14 protein-coding genes are annotated in these 14,542 nt (G+C 58.2%); 8 read left to right on the top strand and 6 right to left on the bottom strand.

Going from position 1 to position 14,542, the window contains the following annotated elements; translation table 11 throughout:
• Positions 1–15: 15 nt before the first annotated feature.
• From ACNKH6_RS09315 to ACNKH6_RS09280, 8 genes are all read left to right on the top strand, one after another.
• Positions 16–456: a MucR family transcriptional regulator gene (locus tag ACNKH6_RS09315; RefSeq protein ID WP_417915282.1), complete on the top strand. Its 441-nt coding sequence runs from the start codon at positions 16–18 to the stop codon at positions 454–456.
• Complete coding sequence (murI, locus tag ACNKH6_RS09310) at positions 453–1,241, top strand: glutamate racemase (RefSeq protein ID WP_417915281.1); 789 nt, start codon at positions 453–455, stop codon at positions 1,239–1,241. Before ACNKH6_RS09315 ends, murI begins: the two co-directional genes overlap by 4 nt.
• Entirely contained in the window at positions 1,234–1,947 is a 714-nt protein-coding gene (locus tag ACNKH6_RS09305) for a LolA family protein (RefSeq protein ID WP_417915280.1), read from the top strand. The genes murI and ACNKH6_RS09305 overlap by 8 nt, the downstream gene beginning before the upstream one ends.
• Positions 1,948–1,964: 17 nt before the next feature.
• Positions 1,965–2,519 carry a hypothetical protein gene (locus ACNKH6_RS09300; protein WP_417915279.1) on the top strand — a complete coding sequence of 185 codons (555 nt, stop codon included), beginning with the start codon at positions 1,965–1,967 and terminating at the stop codon, positions 2,517–2,519.
• Positions 2,520–2,580: 61 nt separating this feature from the next.
• Positions 2,581–3,747 (top strand): 30S ribosomal protein S1, encoded by a 1,167-nt coding sequence (gene rpsA / locus ACNKH6_RS09295; RefSeq protein ID WP_417915278.1) that lies wholly within the window; start codon positions 2,581–2,583, stop codon positions 3,745–3,747.
• A gap of 224 nt (positions 3,748–3,971) precedes the next feature.
• Positions 3,972–5,213: an AAA family ATPase gene (locus ACNKH6_RS09290; protein ID WP_417915277.1), complete on the top strand. Its 1,242-nt coding sequence runs from the start codon at positions 3,972–3,974 to the stop codon at positions 5,211–5,213.
• Positions 5,210–7,177 carry a formylglycine-generating enzyme family protein gene (locus tag ACNKH6_RS09285; RefSeq protein WP_417915276.1) on the top strand — a complete coding sequence of 656 codons (1,968 nt, stop codon included), beginning with the start codon at positions 5,210–5,212 and terminating at the stop codon, positions 7,175–7,177. The genes ACNKH6_RS09290 and ACNKH6_RS09285 overlap by 4 nt, the downstream gene beginning before the upstream one ends.
• 6 nt (positions 7,178–7,183) lie before the next feature.
• Positions 7,184–7,975: a formylglycine-generating enzyme family protein gene (locus ACNKH6_RS09280; protein ID WP_417915275.1), complete on the top strand. Its 792-nt coding sequence runs from the start codon at positions 7,184–7,186 to the stop codon at positions 7,973–7,975.
• 9 nt (positions 7,976–7,984) lie between these two features.
• Here ACNKH6_RS09280 and ACNKH6_RS09275 read toward each other — a convergent pair whose 3' ends face one another.
• From ACNKH6_RS09275 to ACNKH6_RS09250, 6 genes are all read right to left on the bottom strand, one after another.
• The gene (locus ACNKH6_RS09275; RefSeq protein ID WP_417915274.1) at positions 7,985–9,265 is read right to left on the bottom strand and encodes a S41 family peptidase; all 1,281 of its coding nucleotides are present in this window, start codon (positions 9,263–9,265) and stop codon (positions 7,985–7,987) included.
• A gap of 80 nt (positions 9,266–9,345) precedes the next feature.
• On the bottom strand, positions 9,346–10,509 hold the full coding sequence (locus ACNKH6_RS09270; protein WP_417915273.1) for a murein hydrolase activator EnvC family protein: 1,164 nt from the start codon (positions 10,507–10,509) through the stop codon (positions 9,346–9,348).
• Complete coding sequence (locus ACNKH6_RS09265; RefSeq protein ID WP_417915272.1) at positions 10,506–11,393, bottom strand: cell division protein FtsX; 888 nt, start codon at positions 11,391–11,393, stop codon at positions 10,506–10,508. The genes ACNKH6_RS09270 and ACNKH6_RS09265 overlap by 4 nt, the downstream gene beginning before the upstream one ends.
• Positions 11,390–12,112, bottom strand: a complete 723-nt coding sequence (ftsE, locus tag ACNKH6_RS09260) for a cell division ATP-binding protein FtsE (RefSeq protein WP_417915271.1) — start codon at positions 12,110–12,112, stop codon at positions 11,390–11,392. Before ftsE ends, ACNKH6_RS09265 begins: the two co-directional genes overlap by 4 nt.
• A gap of 3 nt (positions 12,113–12,115) precedes the next feature.
• Entirely contained in the window at positions 12,116–12,877 is a 762-nt protein-coding gene (locus tag ACNKH6_RS09255; protein WP_417915270.1) for an AAA family ATPase, read from the bottom strand.
• Between the two features lie 324 nt (positions 12,878–13,201).
• Positions 13,202–14,389 (bottom strand): class I SAM-dependent rRNA methyltransferase, encoded by a 1,188-nt coding sequence (locus ACNKH6_RS09250; RefSeq protein ID WP_417915299.1) that lies wholly within the window; start codon positions 14,387–14,389, stop codon positions 13,202–13,204.
• Between the last annotated feature and the right edge of the window lie 153 nt (positions 14,390–14,542).

Raw genomic sequence — 14,542 nt, 5'->3', positions numbered from 1 at the left:
CCGAAGGAGTGCAAAATGAGCAAAACCTTAGTTGAACTTGCTGCTGAAATTGTCCAGTCACAGGCCAGCGGCTCCAAAATGAGCGGCGATGAGATCAAAAATGCGCTGCAGAACACCTATCAGACCCTGAAGTGCTTGCAGGATGCAGAGAGCTGCGGCTGTAGCGCAGAGGAAAAAGATGCCGCTCCGGCCATGGATCCGAAACGTTCCATCCGCAAGAATGACATCGTCTGCCTTGAGTGCGGCCAGGCGTTCAAGATGCTGACCAAGCATCTGAAGTCGCACAACATGACTGCCCGCGAATACCGCAAGAAATACGGTTTCGCCAGCCGTCAGTCTCTCTGCGCCAAGGCTCTGTCCGACGAGCGTTCAGCAGCCAGCAAGGAGCGCGGCATTCATCCGAACCTGCGCAAGTCCATCGCCGAGCGGGCGGGCAAAAAGAAAAAATCCGCATGATCGGCGTTTTTGACTCCGGGGTCGGCGGGATGACCGTCGCCAAGGCGATTGAGGATATTTGTCCTGAACTGCCGCTGCTGTATTTCGGCGACCTCGCCCGCAGCCCGTACGGCTCGAAAAGCCCCGAAGTCATCACCGAATGCTGCCGCCGCAACACCGACTTCCTGCTCAGTCAGGGAGCGGCGGCGGTGGTGATCGCCTGCAATTCAGCGGCGGCCACCGCCTCCGAAACGCTGCGGCGGGAGTATGCGGTGCCAATCATTGACGTGGTCGCGGCCACCGTGGAAAAAGCGGCGGCAGTGACGGTCAGCGGCAGAATCGGCATCATCGGCACCAGAGCCACCGTGCGCTCGCGGGTCTATGAGCGGCGGCTGGAGGCGGCGCGGCCCGGCTGCAAAATTTTCAGCCAAGCCTGTCCGCTGCTGGTTCCCCTTGTCGAGGAGGACTGGCTCGACGCGCGCGAGACCAAAATGATTCTGCGCCGGTATTTGCAGCCGCTGCGCCAGCAGCAGATTGACACCCTGATTTTGGGCTGCACGCACTATCCCCTGCTCGGCAAACTGATTCAGGCCCGGATCGGCAGGCGGGTGCGGCTGATTGACTCTTCAGCGGAAGCGGCCCGGCACCTGAAAGAATTTCTTGATAAGCATCCCGATATCGCTTTAAATAGGGCGGAGCGCGAGCGGCCAAGCCGCTTTTTTGTTTCAGACTCCACCGGCCCGGTGCAGCAGCTCGCTGACCGCATCTTTGGCCGACCTATTTATTTGGAAAAAGCAGATGTCTAATCCGGCGTTCCGCACATCGTTCCTCCTTCCTCTCCTGCTTCTTGCCCTGCTCGCCGCCGGGCTGCGCGAAACCCGCGCCGCCTCTGAGGCCGAACTGCTGCCGCAGGTCGAAAAAATCCAGCAGCTCTACCGCAGCCTGACCAGCTTCAGTTTTGATTTCCAGCAAATCACCCGCAGCGGCAGGCGCGACCGGCACGGCGCGGGCAGCAGCGTTTTTTACCGTCCCGGCAGCGGTAAACCGGGCATCATGCGCTGGAACTACACTGCGCCTGACAAGCAGATTATTCTCAATGACGGCAAGCAGCTTTCTGTGTACACGGAAAAAGACAAGCAGGTGATTGTCTCTTCAGAAGCAGAGCTGGAAGCTGACATCACTGCTTCGCTGTTTGCAGGCAATCGCAATTTGACCGATGATTTCAACGTGCAGCCTGCGCAAAGCCGCTTTGTTTCTGGCGTAGCTGGGCAGGATATTCAAGTCGCGCAGCTTGTGCCTAAAAAGCCGCACGGGCAGATTAAAACGGTGCATGTCTGGTTTGACAGCAAATCCATGATCCGCAAGTTGGTGATGGAAGATCATTTCGACACGCTGACCGAGCTGGTGTTCAACAACATCAAGTTCAACGAGCTGCCTGTTGGTTCCGCTAAGGTTGCTGAAGAGCTGGTACGGCTGAATTTGCCGCCGGGAACTGAAGTAGTGAAGCAGTAATGTTAAATTTGCAATTTATGAATAGTGACATAAAAAAGTCACTTGATGATCTTGTAGCCGAGATCAAGAATGATATTTGCTTCTTTGGTTTTTGTGGTGTTATTGTTGGAATGATACTGACATGTTCTGTGTTACTTGAATACATAGGAGTATGTAAAGATATTGATTTAGCATCCATGTTTTTTAAAGAGTTCATCTCTGCGAAAATTTTCATGTTTTTTCTGATTGTTTATTTTTCAATAGGAATTACTGACAATTTAAGCAAACATAAGAGACCTTTCTTGAATAAAGCCGTAGCTCAAGCCAAAAAAAGATTTTACCAAACAGGAAGTTCTATAATCTCATTCGTTGCAGGATTTTTACCTTTTATTTTATTTTTTTGGCTGAAAACTTATGATGTTGCTGCGAGAAAGCTATTGATTGTTTTGTTGTTTTTTATTCCTTTTATTGCTATGTCCGTTGTAACAGTAGAACTCATATCTCGACGGGAAAATATCATTGATGGAAATTTTTGCTTCAGTATTATAGCGTTACTTCTTAGCTATTATGCAATTTATCAGTTTGGCTCATAGGAACCAAACAGTTTTCCAAACGTGAAGAGGCTATCTTCTTTTTTCTGCCTGTATTCCAACCATGACCCAAGAATCCTTTGCAGACCTGTTCCAGGAAAAAAATGTCACCGGCCAGCAGCTCCGGCCCGGCGACAAGATCGAGGCGGTTGTTGCCGACATCAGCGGCGAGAACATCTTTCTTGACCTCGGCGGCAAAAGTGAGGGAGTCCTCAGCGCAGCCGAATGCCGCAATGAAAACGGCGAGCTGACCGTCAGCGCCAGCGACAAGGTCACGGTCTTTTTTCTGGCCCAGCGCGGCGGCGAGCTGGTCTTCACCACCCGCGTCGGCTCTGGCCGGGCGGGCAGCGCGGAACTGGAGCAGGCGTTTCAGGCAGGCATTCCGGTCAAGGGCAAGGTGGTTTCTGAGATCAAAGGCGGCTTCCAAGTCACTGTGGCCGGACACCGCGCCTTCTGCCCCTACTCGCAGATGGGTCTGCACCGGATCGAATCGGCTGAGACGTACCTGAATCAGGAAATGGTCTTCAAGATCATCGAGTTCGGCAAGAAAGGCCGCAACATCATCGTCTCCGCCCGCGCCGTGCTGGAAGAGGAGCGCGAGCAGCGCAAGCAGCAGCTCCGCGACAGCCTGCACGAAGGCGACCGCGTTGAAGGCACGGTCAGCTCCATCCGTGATTTCGGGGCCTTTGTTGATCTCGGCGGCGCAGACGGCATGATTCCGATTTCCGAGCTGGCTTGGGGACAGACCGCAAAGGTTGAGGATGTTCTCAGCATCGGCCAGCGGGTGGCGGTGCTTGTCAAAAAGATTGACTGGGACAAAGGCCGTATCTCCCTCAGTCTGCGCGACACGCTGGAAAATCCTTGGGATCGGGTCGAGGAAAAATACCTGATCGGCAGCACGCACAGCGGCACGGTCTCGCGGCTGGCCGCCTTCGGGGCCTTTGTCACGCTGGAGCCGGGCATTGACGGCCTGCTGCATATCTCCCGGCTTGGCGCAGGCCGCCGCATCAAACATCCCCGCGAAGCTGTGTCCGAAGGCCAGGCCGTGACCGTGAAGGTCGAAGGCGTGGACAAAGCCCAGCAGCGCATCTCTCTGGTGCCGGAAGATTACGTCGCCAAGGAGCAGGAGGAAAAAGAGGTGAAGGAATGGACTCCGCCACCGAAAGATGCTGCGCCCAAATCAATGGGCACCTTTGCTGATCTGCTCAACAAGGCGAAGAAGAAGCGGTAAGCACCAAATTGAACGCGGGCATGATCCGACAGGCCATGCCCGCTCCCGCCCCTGCTATTTCCCTGTTTTTCTGCTGAAACCGGAAACGTGTTGATAACAAACGTCTTTCTGGGTCTTTTTTTTGATAATCCTGCGCTGTTGTGCTACAATTCATCCTCAAGTGCGCTGTGCCGCAGTGCGCAATGTTGCAACTCAACAACGTGCCGCCGCTAGGCGGATGAGATATGAACAGCAGGCAGCCAGTCAGAAGAATTGAAGCCTATCGGCAGATCCAGCTTGAACGCTGCGGTTCTTGGGACGAAAGCGTCCATGTTTTTGACGAGGACTCCGCCTTGGCAGTGGAAATGGCCCTTGCCACCGGCAGGCCCCTGCTGGTGCGGGGTGAACCGGGCAGCGGCAAAAGCCAGCTAGCCCGCGCCGCCGCGCAGGTACTGAACCGCGCCTTCATCGCTGAAATCATCACTGGGGCGCAGGACGGGCAGGATTTGCTCTGGCATTACGATCCAGTGGCCCGCCTCTATGATGCCCAAACCTTGGCTGCTGAAGCGGCGGCGCGGGCGTATCAGCAGGAGCCGGAGGAGGACGAGGCAGGCGAGGAACGCGCTCCGGCAGCAGCGGCGCAACCAGAACCAGCCAGCCAGCAGAAAAAACTGGCCCGTTTTCGCAAGAAAAAAACGCTCCAGCAGAAACGGCAGAATCTGTTCAAAGCTATCGGCCTTGCCGCTGCCCGCAGCGATTTTCCGGGCCGCACCGGCGACGAGCTGCATCCGGCGAGCTGGATCAGTCCCGGCCCGCTCTGGTGGGCCTTAGATTGGGCCTCAGCCCTGCGCCAGCATGAGCGGTGCCGCTGCCCGTTCTATCAACCGCCGGTTTGTTCCAGCCTGCCGCCGGAAGAAGCCGCCCAGCGCGGCACAGTCCTTCTGTTAGACGAAATTGACAAGGCCGAGCCGTCGCTGCCCAACACCTTGCTGGAAGTCCTTGGCAACGGCAGTTTTTCTGTGCCGCTGCTGGGGCAGACCATATCTGCTCCGCCCGGCTGCCCGCAACCGCTGCTGATCATCACCACCAACGAGGAACGCGAGCTGCCGCCAGCTTTTGTCCGCCGCTGTTTGGTGTTTCAGCTCCGTCTTGATGATGAGCAGCGGCTGCGCCGGTGGTGGAGCAGGCAGCCCTTTCAGGCCGAGCCGTTTCATGCGGAACGGGCCTTAGTCAAATGGCTGGCGGAACGCGGCGAGCTGCATTTTGCCCAGCAGTTTGCCGCCAAAGTGCGGGAGCGGGCTGCCGAGCTGCTGCTGCGTGACCGGCGCGAGGCCAGACAGGCCGGGCTGATCAAACCCGGCCAAGCGGAATACCTTGATCTGCTTTTGGCTCTGCGGAACATGACCCAGCCCGGAGCCAGCGACGAGCAGCTTGCCCTGCTGGAGCGGATCAGCCCATTCGCCTTCAGCAAAGACCGGCAGGAATGAGCAGGCCGGGAACAGTCAGCCGGGCTGACCTCCTCCGTCTGCTGGCCGCTTGCCCGGATGCGCCGCTGGCTGCTGCGGCCCAGTTGGCGGGCTGGCCATCGCAGCCAGAATCGCCCGCCGCTGTGCAAGCCGAAGTAACCGAAGGCTATGAAACTGCGCCTGCTGCGCTCCGCTTGTCACCGCAGGAACGTTTCTGGCAGCTCCGCAGCCGCGAGCTGCTGCCAAGCCGCTCCAACCGCGCCCAGTCTTTGCTGCCCGCAGAACTGCGGCAGCTTCGTCCTCTGCGGGAAAAAGAGCTGCGCCGTGCTGCGCCGCTGCCGTCCGTGCCCCCCCATTCGCGCCAAGCTGCCGCACTGCTGCAAGCGGCTGTTCAGCAGCGGCCTCTGCGGTTTGCGCCCGTCGAAAATCATCCAGAACCAGTTCCTGCGTCGGCGGTGCTGGCGCAGGAGTTGCTGCGCTCAAGTGCGCCGCTTGACCGCAATCAGGCCGAATGGCTGGATCATTTTCTTCTCCGGCTGATCCGCACCTGGTTTGACCGCCGCAAGGATGCTGATCTGCTCGCCTGCGCCCGTGATCTTCTGGACGTGCTGCCGGAGGACTTCCGCAGTCGGCAGGACAGCGCGGCCCTGCTGTATGGCCTTGCGCAGCGGGATGCGCTCCGCAAAGGGGCAATTATTCCGCCTGAATATCGCCCGGAAGCGGTGCTGGCAACAGCGCAGGAGCCGCTGCCGCCCAGCACATGGCTGCTGATTCAGGAAGGCGAGGCCTTGTTTTTGCTCAACAGCCCGGACAGCGGTATTTGCCTGCTCAAAGGCAGCCGCCTTGCTGCTTTGACGTTGGACAGCGACATCCTGCTGCTGCGCCGAAACGGACAGACTGCAACTGCGCCGGTGCAAACTCTCCTGCCACTGGCATTGTTGAGCGGGCTGGAGCAGCTTGCGGTGCAAAGCCGGACTGAGCGGCTGCATCTTCAGACCTGCGTCCGCCCGGCGTGGGCTGTGCTGATTGGCCGCAACAGCCGGGAACTGTTCGCTGAAGTGCCGTGGCTGGGCAGAGCGTGGCGGCTGCGCTGGCAGGTTACTGGAGGCATAGGCGGCTGGAGCAGCGGGCATGGCCCGGTCTGCGCCGACCGCTTCGGCATCTCCGCCTATATTGGCTTTTATGGCCGGGTGATGCAGCTGTTCCGCTGGCTGGACCCGGGCCGTTTTTGGATGGGATCGCCGCCGAATGAACCGGAGCGCGAGGCGTGGGGCAAAGAGACGCAGCACGAGGTGACGTTGAGCAACGGCTTTTGGCTGGCTGACACCACCGTGAGTCAGGAGCTGTGGCAGTTTGTGATGCGGAGCAATCCGTCGCGTTTTCTTGGCCGCGAGCTGCCGGTGGACAGTGTGAGCTGGGAAGATGCGCAGCTTTTTTTGCAGCGGCTGAACGCGATGGTGCCGGGTCTCGCCGCCCGCCTGCCAACCGAGGCGGAATGGGAATACGCCTGCCGGGCGGGCACAACCACTCCGTTCGCCTTTGGCAGCCAGATAAGTTCGGAGCAAGTGAACTGCAACGCCAGTTGTCCGTATCGCGGCAGCGCGAAAGGACTGTTCCGCCGCCAGACGATCGCGGTCGGCAGCCTGCCTGCCAATGCCTGGGGGCTGCATGAAATGCACGGCAACCTCTGGGAATGGTGTCAGGACTGGTGGCAGGAGGATTTAGGCGGCGATGCCGTTCTTGATCCGCACGGGCCGCAGCAGGGTGAATTCCGTGCGGTGCGGGGCGGTTCATGGTTTCTCAGCGGCAGGGCGGTGCGCTCGGCGGTGCGGGGCAGGTTTGCGCCAAATTTCCGCAATGACCGCCTTGGCTTCCGCATTGCCCGCGACCATGAGCTTAAACCTGCAGATACGGCAGCGGCGGTGCCTGAGATCACGCCAGCAGCTCCGCCATCCTTCCTGCGTCGCCTTTTTGGCCACGGTTGAGCCGCCATGCCACGTCAATCTCTTGCACCTGATTTTTTTCCGCCGCCTTGGGCATCAAGCTGGGGTGAAGATGGCCAAGGTCTTTGGCTGACCATCAGTTTGCAGGGCATCCGCCTGTTGTTCCGCTGGATCAGGCCGGGCACCTTCCTGATGGGTGCGCCACAAGAAGAAAGTGACGGCTATTTTTTGCCCGGCAAGGAAAGCCAACACGAGGTGACGTTGAGCAACGGCTTCTGGCTGGCGGAAACTGCTGTGCCGCAGCGTTTATGGCAGGCGGTGATGAAAAGCAATCCCAGCGGATTCGGCTGGCCGCAGCACCCGGTGGAGCGGGTGAGCTGGCTTGATGCGCAGCAGTTCCTGCTGCGGCTGAACAACCTGATTCCCAGCCTCAGCGCACGCCTGCCGACCGAGGCGGAATGGGAATATGCCTGCCGGGCGGGCAGCAGCTGCCCCTTCTCGTTTGGCGAGGAAATCACGCCGGAGCAGGTCAACTACAATGCCGCTGAGGAGGAAGGCGGTCGCTGCCGCCGCCGGACGGTTACGGTGCGCAGCCTGCCTGCCAATCCGTGGGGGTTGTACGAAATGCACGGCAATGTTTGGGAGTGGTGCCACGACAGCTGGCAGGATGACTTGGGGACAGAGCCTGTCACTGATCCGCAAGGTGCGGCTGCCGGAGAACTGCGGGTGGTCAAAGGCGGCTCGTGGGCCTGCGCTGCCGGGTATGTCCGCTCGGCAACCCGCGACCGTCATTACGCCGACTACAGCGGCGGCAGCATCAGCTTCCGGCTGGCGGTATGAAAGCGGCGATCAATGCGGCTGGAGATGCTGAAGAATAAACAGGGCGGCTTGAAGCTGATTGTCTTCCGCCAGCCGCAGCTCCACCTCGTCCTGTTTGGCATTCTTCTTTTTTTCCGCCCGCTGCTCGGTGTTCTCAAAATGATGGAGCAGGTCTTTCTCGCGGATTTGGCCGGAAAGCAGGCCGCTGTTCGCGTCTTCCTTTTCTTGGAACGGCACCACGATGTCCGGGGTGATGCCAGTTTCTTGGATGGACCTGCCGCTGGGCGTGTAATAACGGGCGGTGGTCAAGCGGAGACCTGCGCCGCCGGGCAGCGGCACCACCGTCTGCACCGAGCCTTTGCCAAAGCTTTTGGTGCCGAGCAAGGTGGCCCGTTTATGATCTTGCAGCGCACCGGCGACAATTTCCGCCGCGCTGGCTGATCCTTCATTGATCAAGACCACCATCGGAAAGGCATACTTTTCTGCGCCCGGACGGGCTAAAAACTGCTGCTCTTGACCGCGTCCTTTAGTCGAAACAATCAGCCCTTCCGGGATGAACAGATCAGCCAAATTCACCGCCTGCTCTAACAGGCCGCCGGGATTGTTGCGCAGATCAAGAATCAGCCCTTGGACCGGCTCTTTTTCCGCCGCCTTGACGACAGCCGCCTTAAAATCGGCAGTGGTTGCAGTCTGAAAATTGCTGATTTGCAGCTGATGCAGGCCGGGCGCAAGCTGGAAGGCAAAGACAGAATGCTGAGGAATGAGGGCACGGACCAACTCAATGTCTTGCGCATGGGTCAGACCGTCGCGACTGATAGTCAGCGTTATTTTGTCGCCAATTTTACCGCGCAGCTCCCGGATCGCATCGTTCAGGGTCATTTCTTTCGCCGAACGACCGTTGATCTTGATGATCCGGTCGCCCGCCTTGATGCCCTTCTCGAAAGCAGGTGTGCCAGCAATCGGCGAAACAACGGTCAGGATGCCGTCCCGCACGGTGACTTCAATGCCCACGCCGCTGAAACTGCCGCTGGCATCCTCCTGCAATTCTTTGAAATCCTTTGGCGGCAAATAGGAGGAATGCGGATCCAAGGTGCCGAGCAGGCCGTTGACCGCGCCGAGCATGATGTCGCTGCTGCTGATTTCATTGACATAATGCTTCTGCACCATGTCGAGGATGGTGGCGAAGGTTTCTAAGTTGCCGTACAACTCCGAATCCCGGCTGCGGCTTGGCTCTTTGGCGGCCAGCGGAGCCGCAGAGAGCGCAGCAGCCAAAACTGCGGAGGCGCAAAAACGCAGCAAAGGGTGATTCATAGCATTCCAAAGTAAGATTCTTCGATTCTTCTCCCTTGTTATATACCGCACCGCAGGCTGTTGGAGAAGAAAAAACACCATCAGTCGTTCTTGGCCTTCAGCCAGAGCAGCGGATCCTGCGCCGCGCCGTTCTGCCGGATTTCAAAATACAGGCCTGGCTCAAAGAGGGTGGCAAGGTCGCCGCTGCTGCCGATTTTTTGATTCTGGGCCACATCGTCGCCCTCACGGACAAAGACCGCGTCCAAACGCGAGGTGAGGGTCAGCCAGTTTTGGCCGTGGTCAATGACCACCGCGTTGCCATAGCCGTTGCGGTAGCCAGCAGAAATCACGCGGCCTTTTTGCACCGCCCGCACTTCGGTGCCCGGCTCCACGGCGATGTTGATGCCGCTGACCTTTTCGCCTTTGCGGAAGCCCTCCTTCAGCACCTCGCCGAAACGCTGTGTCAGCTTGCCCGTTGCTGGAAAAGCGAGTTTGCCTTTGTCCGGCAGCAGGCCCGGCCCGTTGTACGGCTCCACTTCCGGCTGCGGCTGGGAGAGCGAGCGGATGAGCTTGGCCTCAGCTTGGCGCATTTCTTGCATCGCCAGTTGGCTCAAGCCCTGCTCGGCTTTAATCCGAGTCAGCACCTCCTCACGCTGCGCGCGCAGGCCGTTCAAAGTCTGCCGCTGTTCCTCAGCCTGCCGCACCAACTCCTCCAGCAACGATTCCTCCAGCTCATAAGCGGTCTGCGCCTGCTTCAACGCGGTCAAGCTGGCCCGGTATTTTTCAATTACTGCGCGGTCATAGCCAGCCATGCTGCGGAAGGAATCCTGCATCAGCATCAGCTCCGGCAGGGTGCGGCTGGAGAAGGTGACGTTCAGTGCGCCGAGCCGACCCATTGTGTAAAAAGCCCGCAACCGGTCGAGCATGTGCCGCAGGGCCTTGTCCCGCGCCTGCGCTGTCTGCTTGCGGGCTTCCTCGGTTTTGGCCAAATTCTGCCGCTGCTCCTCAAGCTGTTTTTGCAGTAGATTGATCTTGCCCTGCTGCTCGTCCATGCGGCTGCCGAGCTTGTCCAGCTCGTCTAAAACCGCCCGCTCTTCCTCCGTGCTTTTCTGGAGTTTTTCCTCCTCCAAGGCCATTTCCTCGCGCAGCTTGCCGATTTTGATCCGCACCTGGCCAGCAGCATCCTGAGCCAGAACCGGCAGCGGCGCGGCAAGAACAGCGGCGGCGAGGATGACGGCGGCCAGCGTTTTTTTCGGGCGCATCATACGCTGAGTATCTTGCGGATGGAGACAAAGCTGCCGCCCGCGCAGAGCAGGACGGAGAGGATGATGATCATCGCAGCAGTGGGCGCGGCGAAAAAGCTGAAGGAAAACATGCCCTGCGCCGCTGTTTCGGCAAAAGCGGCCCGGATCCAGCGGAAAAGGATGTAGAGCGCGCTCATGCCAGCGACGGAGCCGAGCAGGCCGAGCAGCGCGCCTTCAAGGAAAAATGGCACCCGGATGTAGCTGTTCGATGCGCCGACAAGCCGCAGCAGCTCCAGCTCCTGCTTGCGTGAAAAAACGGTCAGGCGGATGGAATGGCCGATCATGAAGGTGGTGGTCATGATCAGCAGGCCGCCGGAAAGGAAAACCACCACTTGCAGGAGCTGAATAAAAGAGTTGAAACGCTCCACCCATTCTCTGCCGTACTGCACTTTCAGCACACCGGGAAGTTTTTCCAGATAGGCTGAAAATTCCTTCACCTTGGCAAGGCTTTCCAGCGTCCGGCGCGGATAAATTTCAATCGACGGCGGCAGAAAATCCTTAGGAATGTCTTTCAGCACGTCCTGGCTGTCGTCAAGCTGGCCTTTGAAGCGGTCGTAGGCTTCCAATTTGGAGATAAACTCAATCCGCTCCACTTTGTCAAATTTTTCAATCTTATGCTGGTATTCCTGCTGCAAAGTCTGATTTGGCTCTTCGTCAAGATAGACAATCAGGCGGAGGTCGTTGTCCAAGCGGTTGCCGAACTGGAGGGCGTTGTTATAGACCAAATAAAAAAACGTGAAGATCAGCACCGAGAGGGTGATGGTCAGCAGCGAGAGGACTTGGCTGCGCCAGCTTTTGACCAAGCTGCGCCAAGTCTGGCTGAAGACCGCGACTAAAAAATTCATGCCCTGACCTCCCCCTGCTTAACCAGCGTCGGCGGCTTCTGAATCGCCAGTCGCCCGTTTTCAATGCGAATAATTTTACTGCCGGGATAATCGTAAATGGCTTGGTCGTGCGTGGCGATGAGCAAGGTCACGCCCTCCTCGTTGCAGCGGCGGAAAAGCTGCATCACCAGCCCGGCTGTCTCCGCGTCAAGATTGCCGGTCGGCTCGTCGGCAAGAATCAGCTCCGGCTCGTTGGCCACCGCTCTGGCGATGGAAACCCGCTGCTGCTCGCCGCGCGAGAGCTTGCCCGCCAGCGCGTCGTGCTTGTCAGCAAGGCCCAGCTCGGTCAGCAGCTGCTTGGTCCGGCTGCTGATGAACTGTCTGCTCCGGTAGGAAACCTCCATCGAATAGGCGATGTTCTGGGCCACAGTTTTGTCTGGCAGGAGCTTGAAATCCTGATAGGCCACGCCGATGCGGCGGCGCAGCTTTTGCAGCTCGCTGTCCGGGATGCGGCTGAGGTCACAGCCTGCAATTTCGATATAGCCCTTGTCCGGGCTGTCAATGCCGCAGAGCAGCCGCAGCAGCGTGGTTTTGCCCGCCCCGCTCTGGCCGGTGAGAAAAATCATCTCGCCCCGGCGGATGCGCAGCGAGACATCAGCCAGCGCGTGCACATCCGGCGGAAAGGTCTTGCTGACCCGCGCCAGATCAATCATGGTCAGCCGCTTCTCTTCGCCGCCCATGACTCAGTTGCCGAAAATGAGGTCAAAAATCATGAAAGCCTGCTGCACGGCCTTGGAGTCATCCGGCAGCGCGATGTACGACGCGCCGCTGAGTTCCTGCCGCACCAGCTCATCGCTGGCCGGAATAAAGCCTGCCAGCAGCAGACCGCTCTCTGCCACCGCCGCATCTATTTTCTCCTGCAAGGCCGATGGGATGGGATCAGGAACGCGGTTGACGAGCAGGTACTGCTGCTGAATGTCCAATTGCAGCGGGCCGGTGAGGTCGGCAATGCGCCGGGCGGTGAGAATGCCCCGCGCCGAGGGATCGGAGACGATGAGCAAATAATCAATCCGGCGCAAATTCAGGCGGCTGAGATGCTCCATGCCCGCCTCGTTGTCCACGATGATGTATTTGTAATTGTCCGCCAGCCGGTCCATGCTCATGGCCAGATACTGATTGGCCGCGCAGTAGCAACCAGGGCCGTCCGGCTGGCCCATGACCATCAGGTCGAATCCTTCTTCCTCAATCAGCGACTGATGGAGTTTCATCTCCATGTACTGGTCGCGGCTCATGCCCGGCGGAATGTCGCCCTTCAGCTCCTTGCGGATTTTGCCCAGCGTGGTGCGGACATCCACGTTGAGCAGCTCGTTCAGATTGGCGTTGGAGTCGGCATCCACAGCCAGAGCCGGGGTCATTTTGCGGGCGGTGAGATATTTGAGCAGCAGGGCGGCGGTGGTGGTCTTGCCGGTTCCGCCCTTGCCTGCGAGCGCGATAATCTTGGTCATGGTCGTCCTTCAGGTGTTGATTCGTGGAGACTGAGGCGGTTTCCATCATACCCAAAAAAACGGATGATTCCAAGCTGAATGGAGGGGTGCCCTGTCAGCAACAGCAGCACACAAAGAGAAGAAAGGAACCCAGCCCGCCGACGGATAAAACAATGCGCAGAGCTGGAAAATCTGCTATGCGGTAACAACTTGTCGTGCTGTTTGCAGGTATAGCAGTTTCGAGTCGAACGGATATCATACCCAGCAATGGTTAAAAAACGATCCATATCAGAAAATCAAGCAGATTCCGCAAAAAAAATTGCGCCAGAATTGATCAAAGACGCATCACGTGGCCCGCAGGCACAGTCCTTTCAGATACTGCGTTTCCGTGATGGCTAATTTGACCGGATGATCCGCGCTCTGGCCCAGCCAGCGTAAAATCTGCGCGTCCCGCTTGGCATCCGCTGCTGCATCAGCAACAATTTTCTGAAACAGCTCCATCTTCATCAGCCCAGAACAGGAAAAAGTGAAGAGCGTGCCGCCGGGCCGCAACAATTTGAAGGCGAGCAGGTTGATGTCCTTGTAGCCCCGGCTTGCCCGTTCCAGATTGGCCTGCGATTCGGCAAACTTGGGCGGATCAAGAATGATCAGATCGAACAAGCGGCCTTCTTTCAGATATTGCCGCAGAAGCTGAAAAACATCGGCTTTCAAATTGGCGCAGCGGTCAGCGGAAAAGCTATTCAGCGCAACGTTTCTCTCAATCCGCCCGATGAAATCCGCCCGGTCTTCCGCGTTGGTGACGTGCTTGGCTCCGCCGTGCAAAGCGGCAATACCAAATCCGCCGGTATAGGCGAAGCAGTTCAGCACCTCCGCGCCTGCGCTGTGGTCGCGGACGAGATGGCGGTTGTCACGTTGATCAAGATAAAATCCAGTTTTGTGGCCTGCTTTTATGTCCACAAGGAATTTCATCCCGTTTTCTTCAATTTTCAACAGCTCAGGCGGCTCTTCGCCGCAAAGCACGCCTTTCTGCGGCTGAAGACCTTCCTTTATGCGGACATCCGCATCAGACCGTTCGTAGATATTGCTTATGCCGGTCGCCTGCTGCAATTGCTCGGCAAGCACCTTCTTCCAGCGTTCCGCGCCCGTACTGAGAAACTGGCAGACGATGCAGTCAGCGTAGCGGTCGGCAATCAGTCCTGGCAGACCGTCGGCCTCGGCGGCGACAAGGCGGAACGCGCTGCTTCGCGCCGGAATGTCCAATTCCTCGCGCCGCCGGACAGCAGCCTGAATGCGGCGGGCGAAAAAGGCTTCATCAACGGCCTCCTGCGGGTCAAACGTCCAGACGCGCAGCCGAATTTGCGAAGACGGCGAATAGGCTCCGCGCCCCAGCGTCTGGCCGTCAGCGGAAATTACATCCACAGTCGTGCCGGGCTGCGGATTGCCCTCCACCCGCTGCACTGCCCCGGAAAAGAGCCACGGATGCCCATGCAGCAAAGAACGCTCGCGGCCTTGTTTGATGATCAGTTTGTTCATGCTGAAAAACTGGTTGATGTTCTGGAGTTGGTTCAAACATACTCTGTTTGCAGAACAATACAACAGGAGTTATGCTGCCCGAAACTATCATCGTGAAATTTCTTGAAAAATGCGCTATATTCGGCAGCAGGCGGAATTCAGGCAAGATTGCTG

This window comes from Candidatus Electronema sp. JM, from assembly GCF_048287415.1.
Lineage (GTDB): Bacteria > Desulfobacterota > Desulfobulbia > Desulfobulbales > Desulfobulbaceae > Electronema.
Note: the sequence above shows the minus strand (reverse complement) of the source record. Positions and strands in the feature narration are given on the sequence as shown.

Excerpts from the sequence above, each read along its gene's own strand:
- ACNKH6_RS09265 (WP_417915272.1), bottom strand. The coding sequence starts at position 11,393 with ATGAATTTTTTAGTCGCGGTCTTCAGCCAGACTTGGCGCAGCTTGGTC.
- murI (WP_417915281.1), top strand. The coding sequence starts at position 453 with ATGATCGGCGTTTTTGACTCCGGGGTCGGCGGGATGACCGTCGCCAAG.
- ACNKH6_RS09290 (WP_417915277.1), top strand. The coding sequence starts at position 3,972 with ATGAACAGCAGGCAGCCAGTCAGAAGAATTGAAGCCTATCGGCAGATC.
- ACNKH6_RS09305 (WP_417915280.1), top strand. The coding sequence starts at position 1,234 with ATGTCTAATCCGGCGTTCCGCACATCGTTCCTCCTTCCTCTCCTGCTT.
- ACNKH6_RS09285 (WP_417915276.1), top strand. The coding sequence starts at position 5,210 with ATGAGCAGGCCGGGAACAGTCAGCCGGGCTGACCTCCTCCGTCTGCTG.
- ACNKH6_RS09280 (WP_417915275.1), top strand. The coding sequence starts at position 7,184 with ATGCCACGTCAATCTCTTGCACCTGATTTTTTTCCGCCGCCTTGGGCA.
- ACNKH6_RS09315 (WP_417915282.1), top strand. The coding sequence starts at position 16 with ATGAGCAAAACCTTAGTTGAACTTGCTGCTGAAATTGTCCAGTCACAG.
- ACNKH6_RS09300 (WP_417915279.1), top strand. The coding sequence starts at position 1,965 with ATGAATAGTGACATAAAAAAGTCACTTGATGATCTTGTAGCCGAGATC.
- ftsE (WP_417915271.1), bottom strand. The coding sequence starts at position 12,112 with ATGGGCGGCGAAGAGAAGCGGCTGACCATGATTGATCTGGCGCGGGTC.
- ACNKH6_RS09250 (WP_417915299.1), bottom strand. The coding sequence starts at position 14,389 with ATGAACAAACTGATCATCAAACAAGGCCGCGAGCGTTCTTTGCTGCAT.
- ACNKH6_RS09270 (WP_417915273.1), bottom strand. The coding sequence starts at position 10,509 with ATGATGCGCCCGAAAAAAACGCTGGCCGCCGTCATCCTCGCCGCCGCT.
- ACNKH6_RS09255 (WP_417915270.1), bottom strand. The coding sequence starts at position 12,877 with ATGACCAAGATTATCGCGCTCGCAGGCAAGGGCGGAACCGGCAAGACC.
- rpsA (WP_417915278.1), top strand. The coding sequence starts at position 2,581 with ATGACCCAAGAATCCTTTGCAGACCTGTTCCAGGAAAAAAATGTCACC.
- ACNKH6_RS09275 (WP_417915274.1), bottom strand. The coding sequence starts at position 9,265 with ATGAATCACCCTTTGCTGCGTTTTTGCGCCTCCGCAGTTTTGGCTGCT.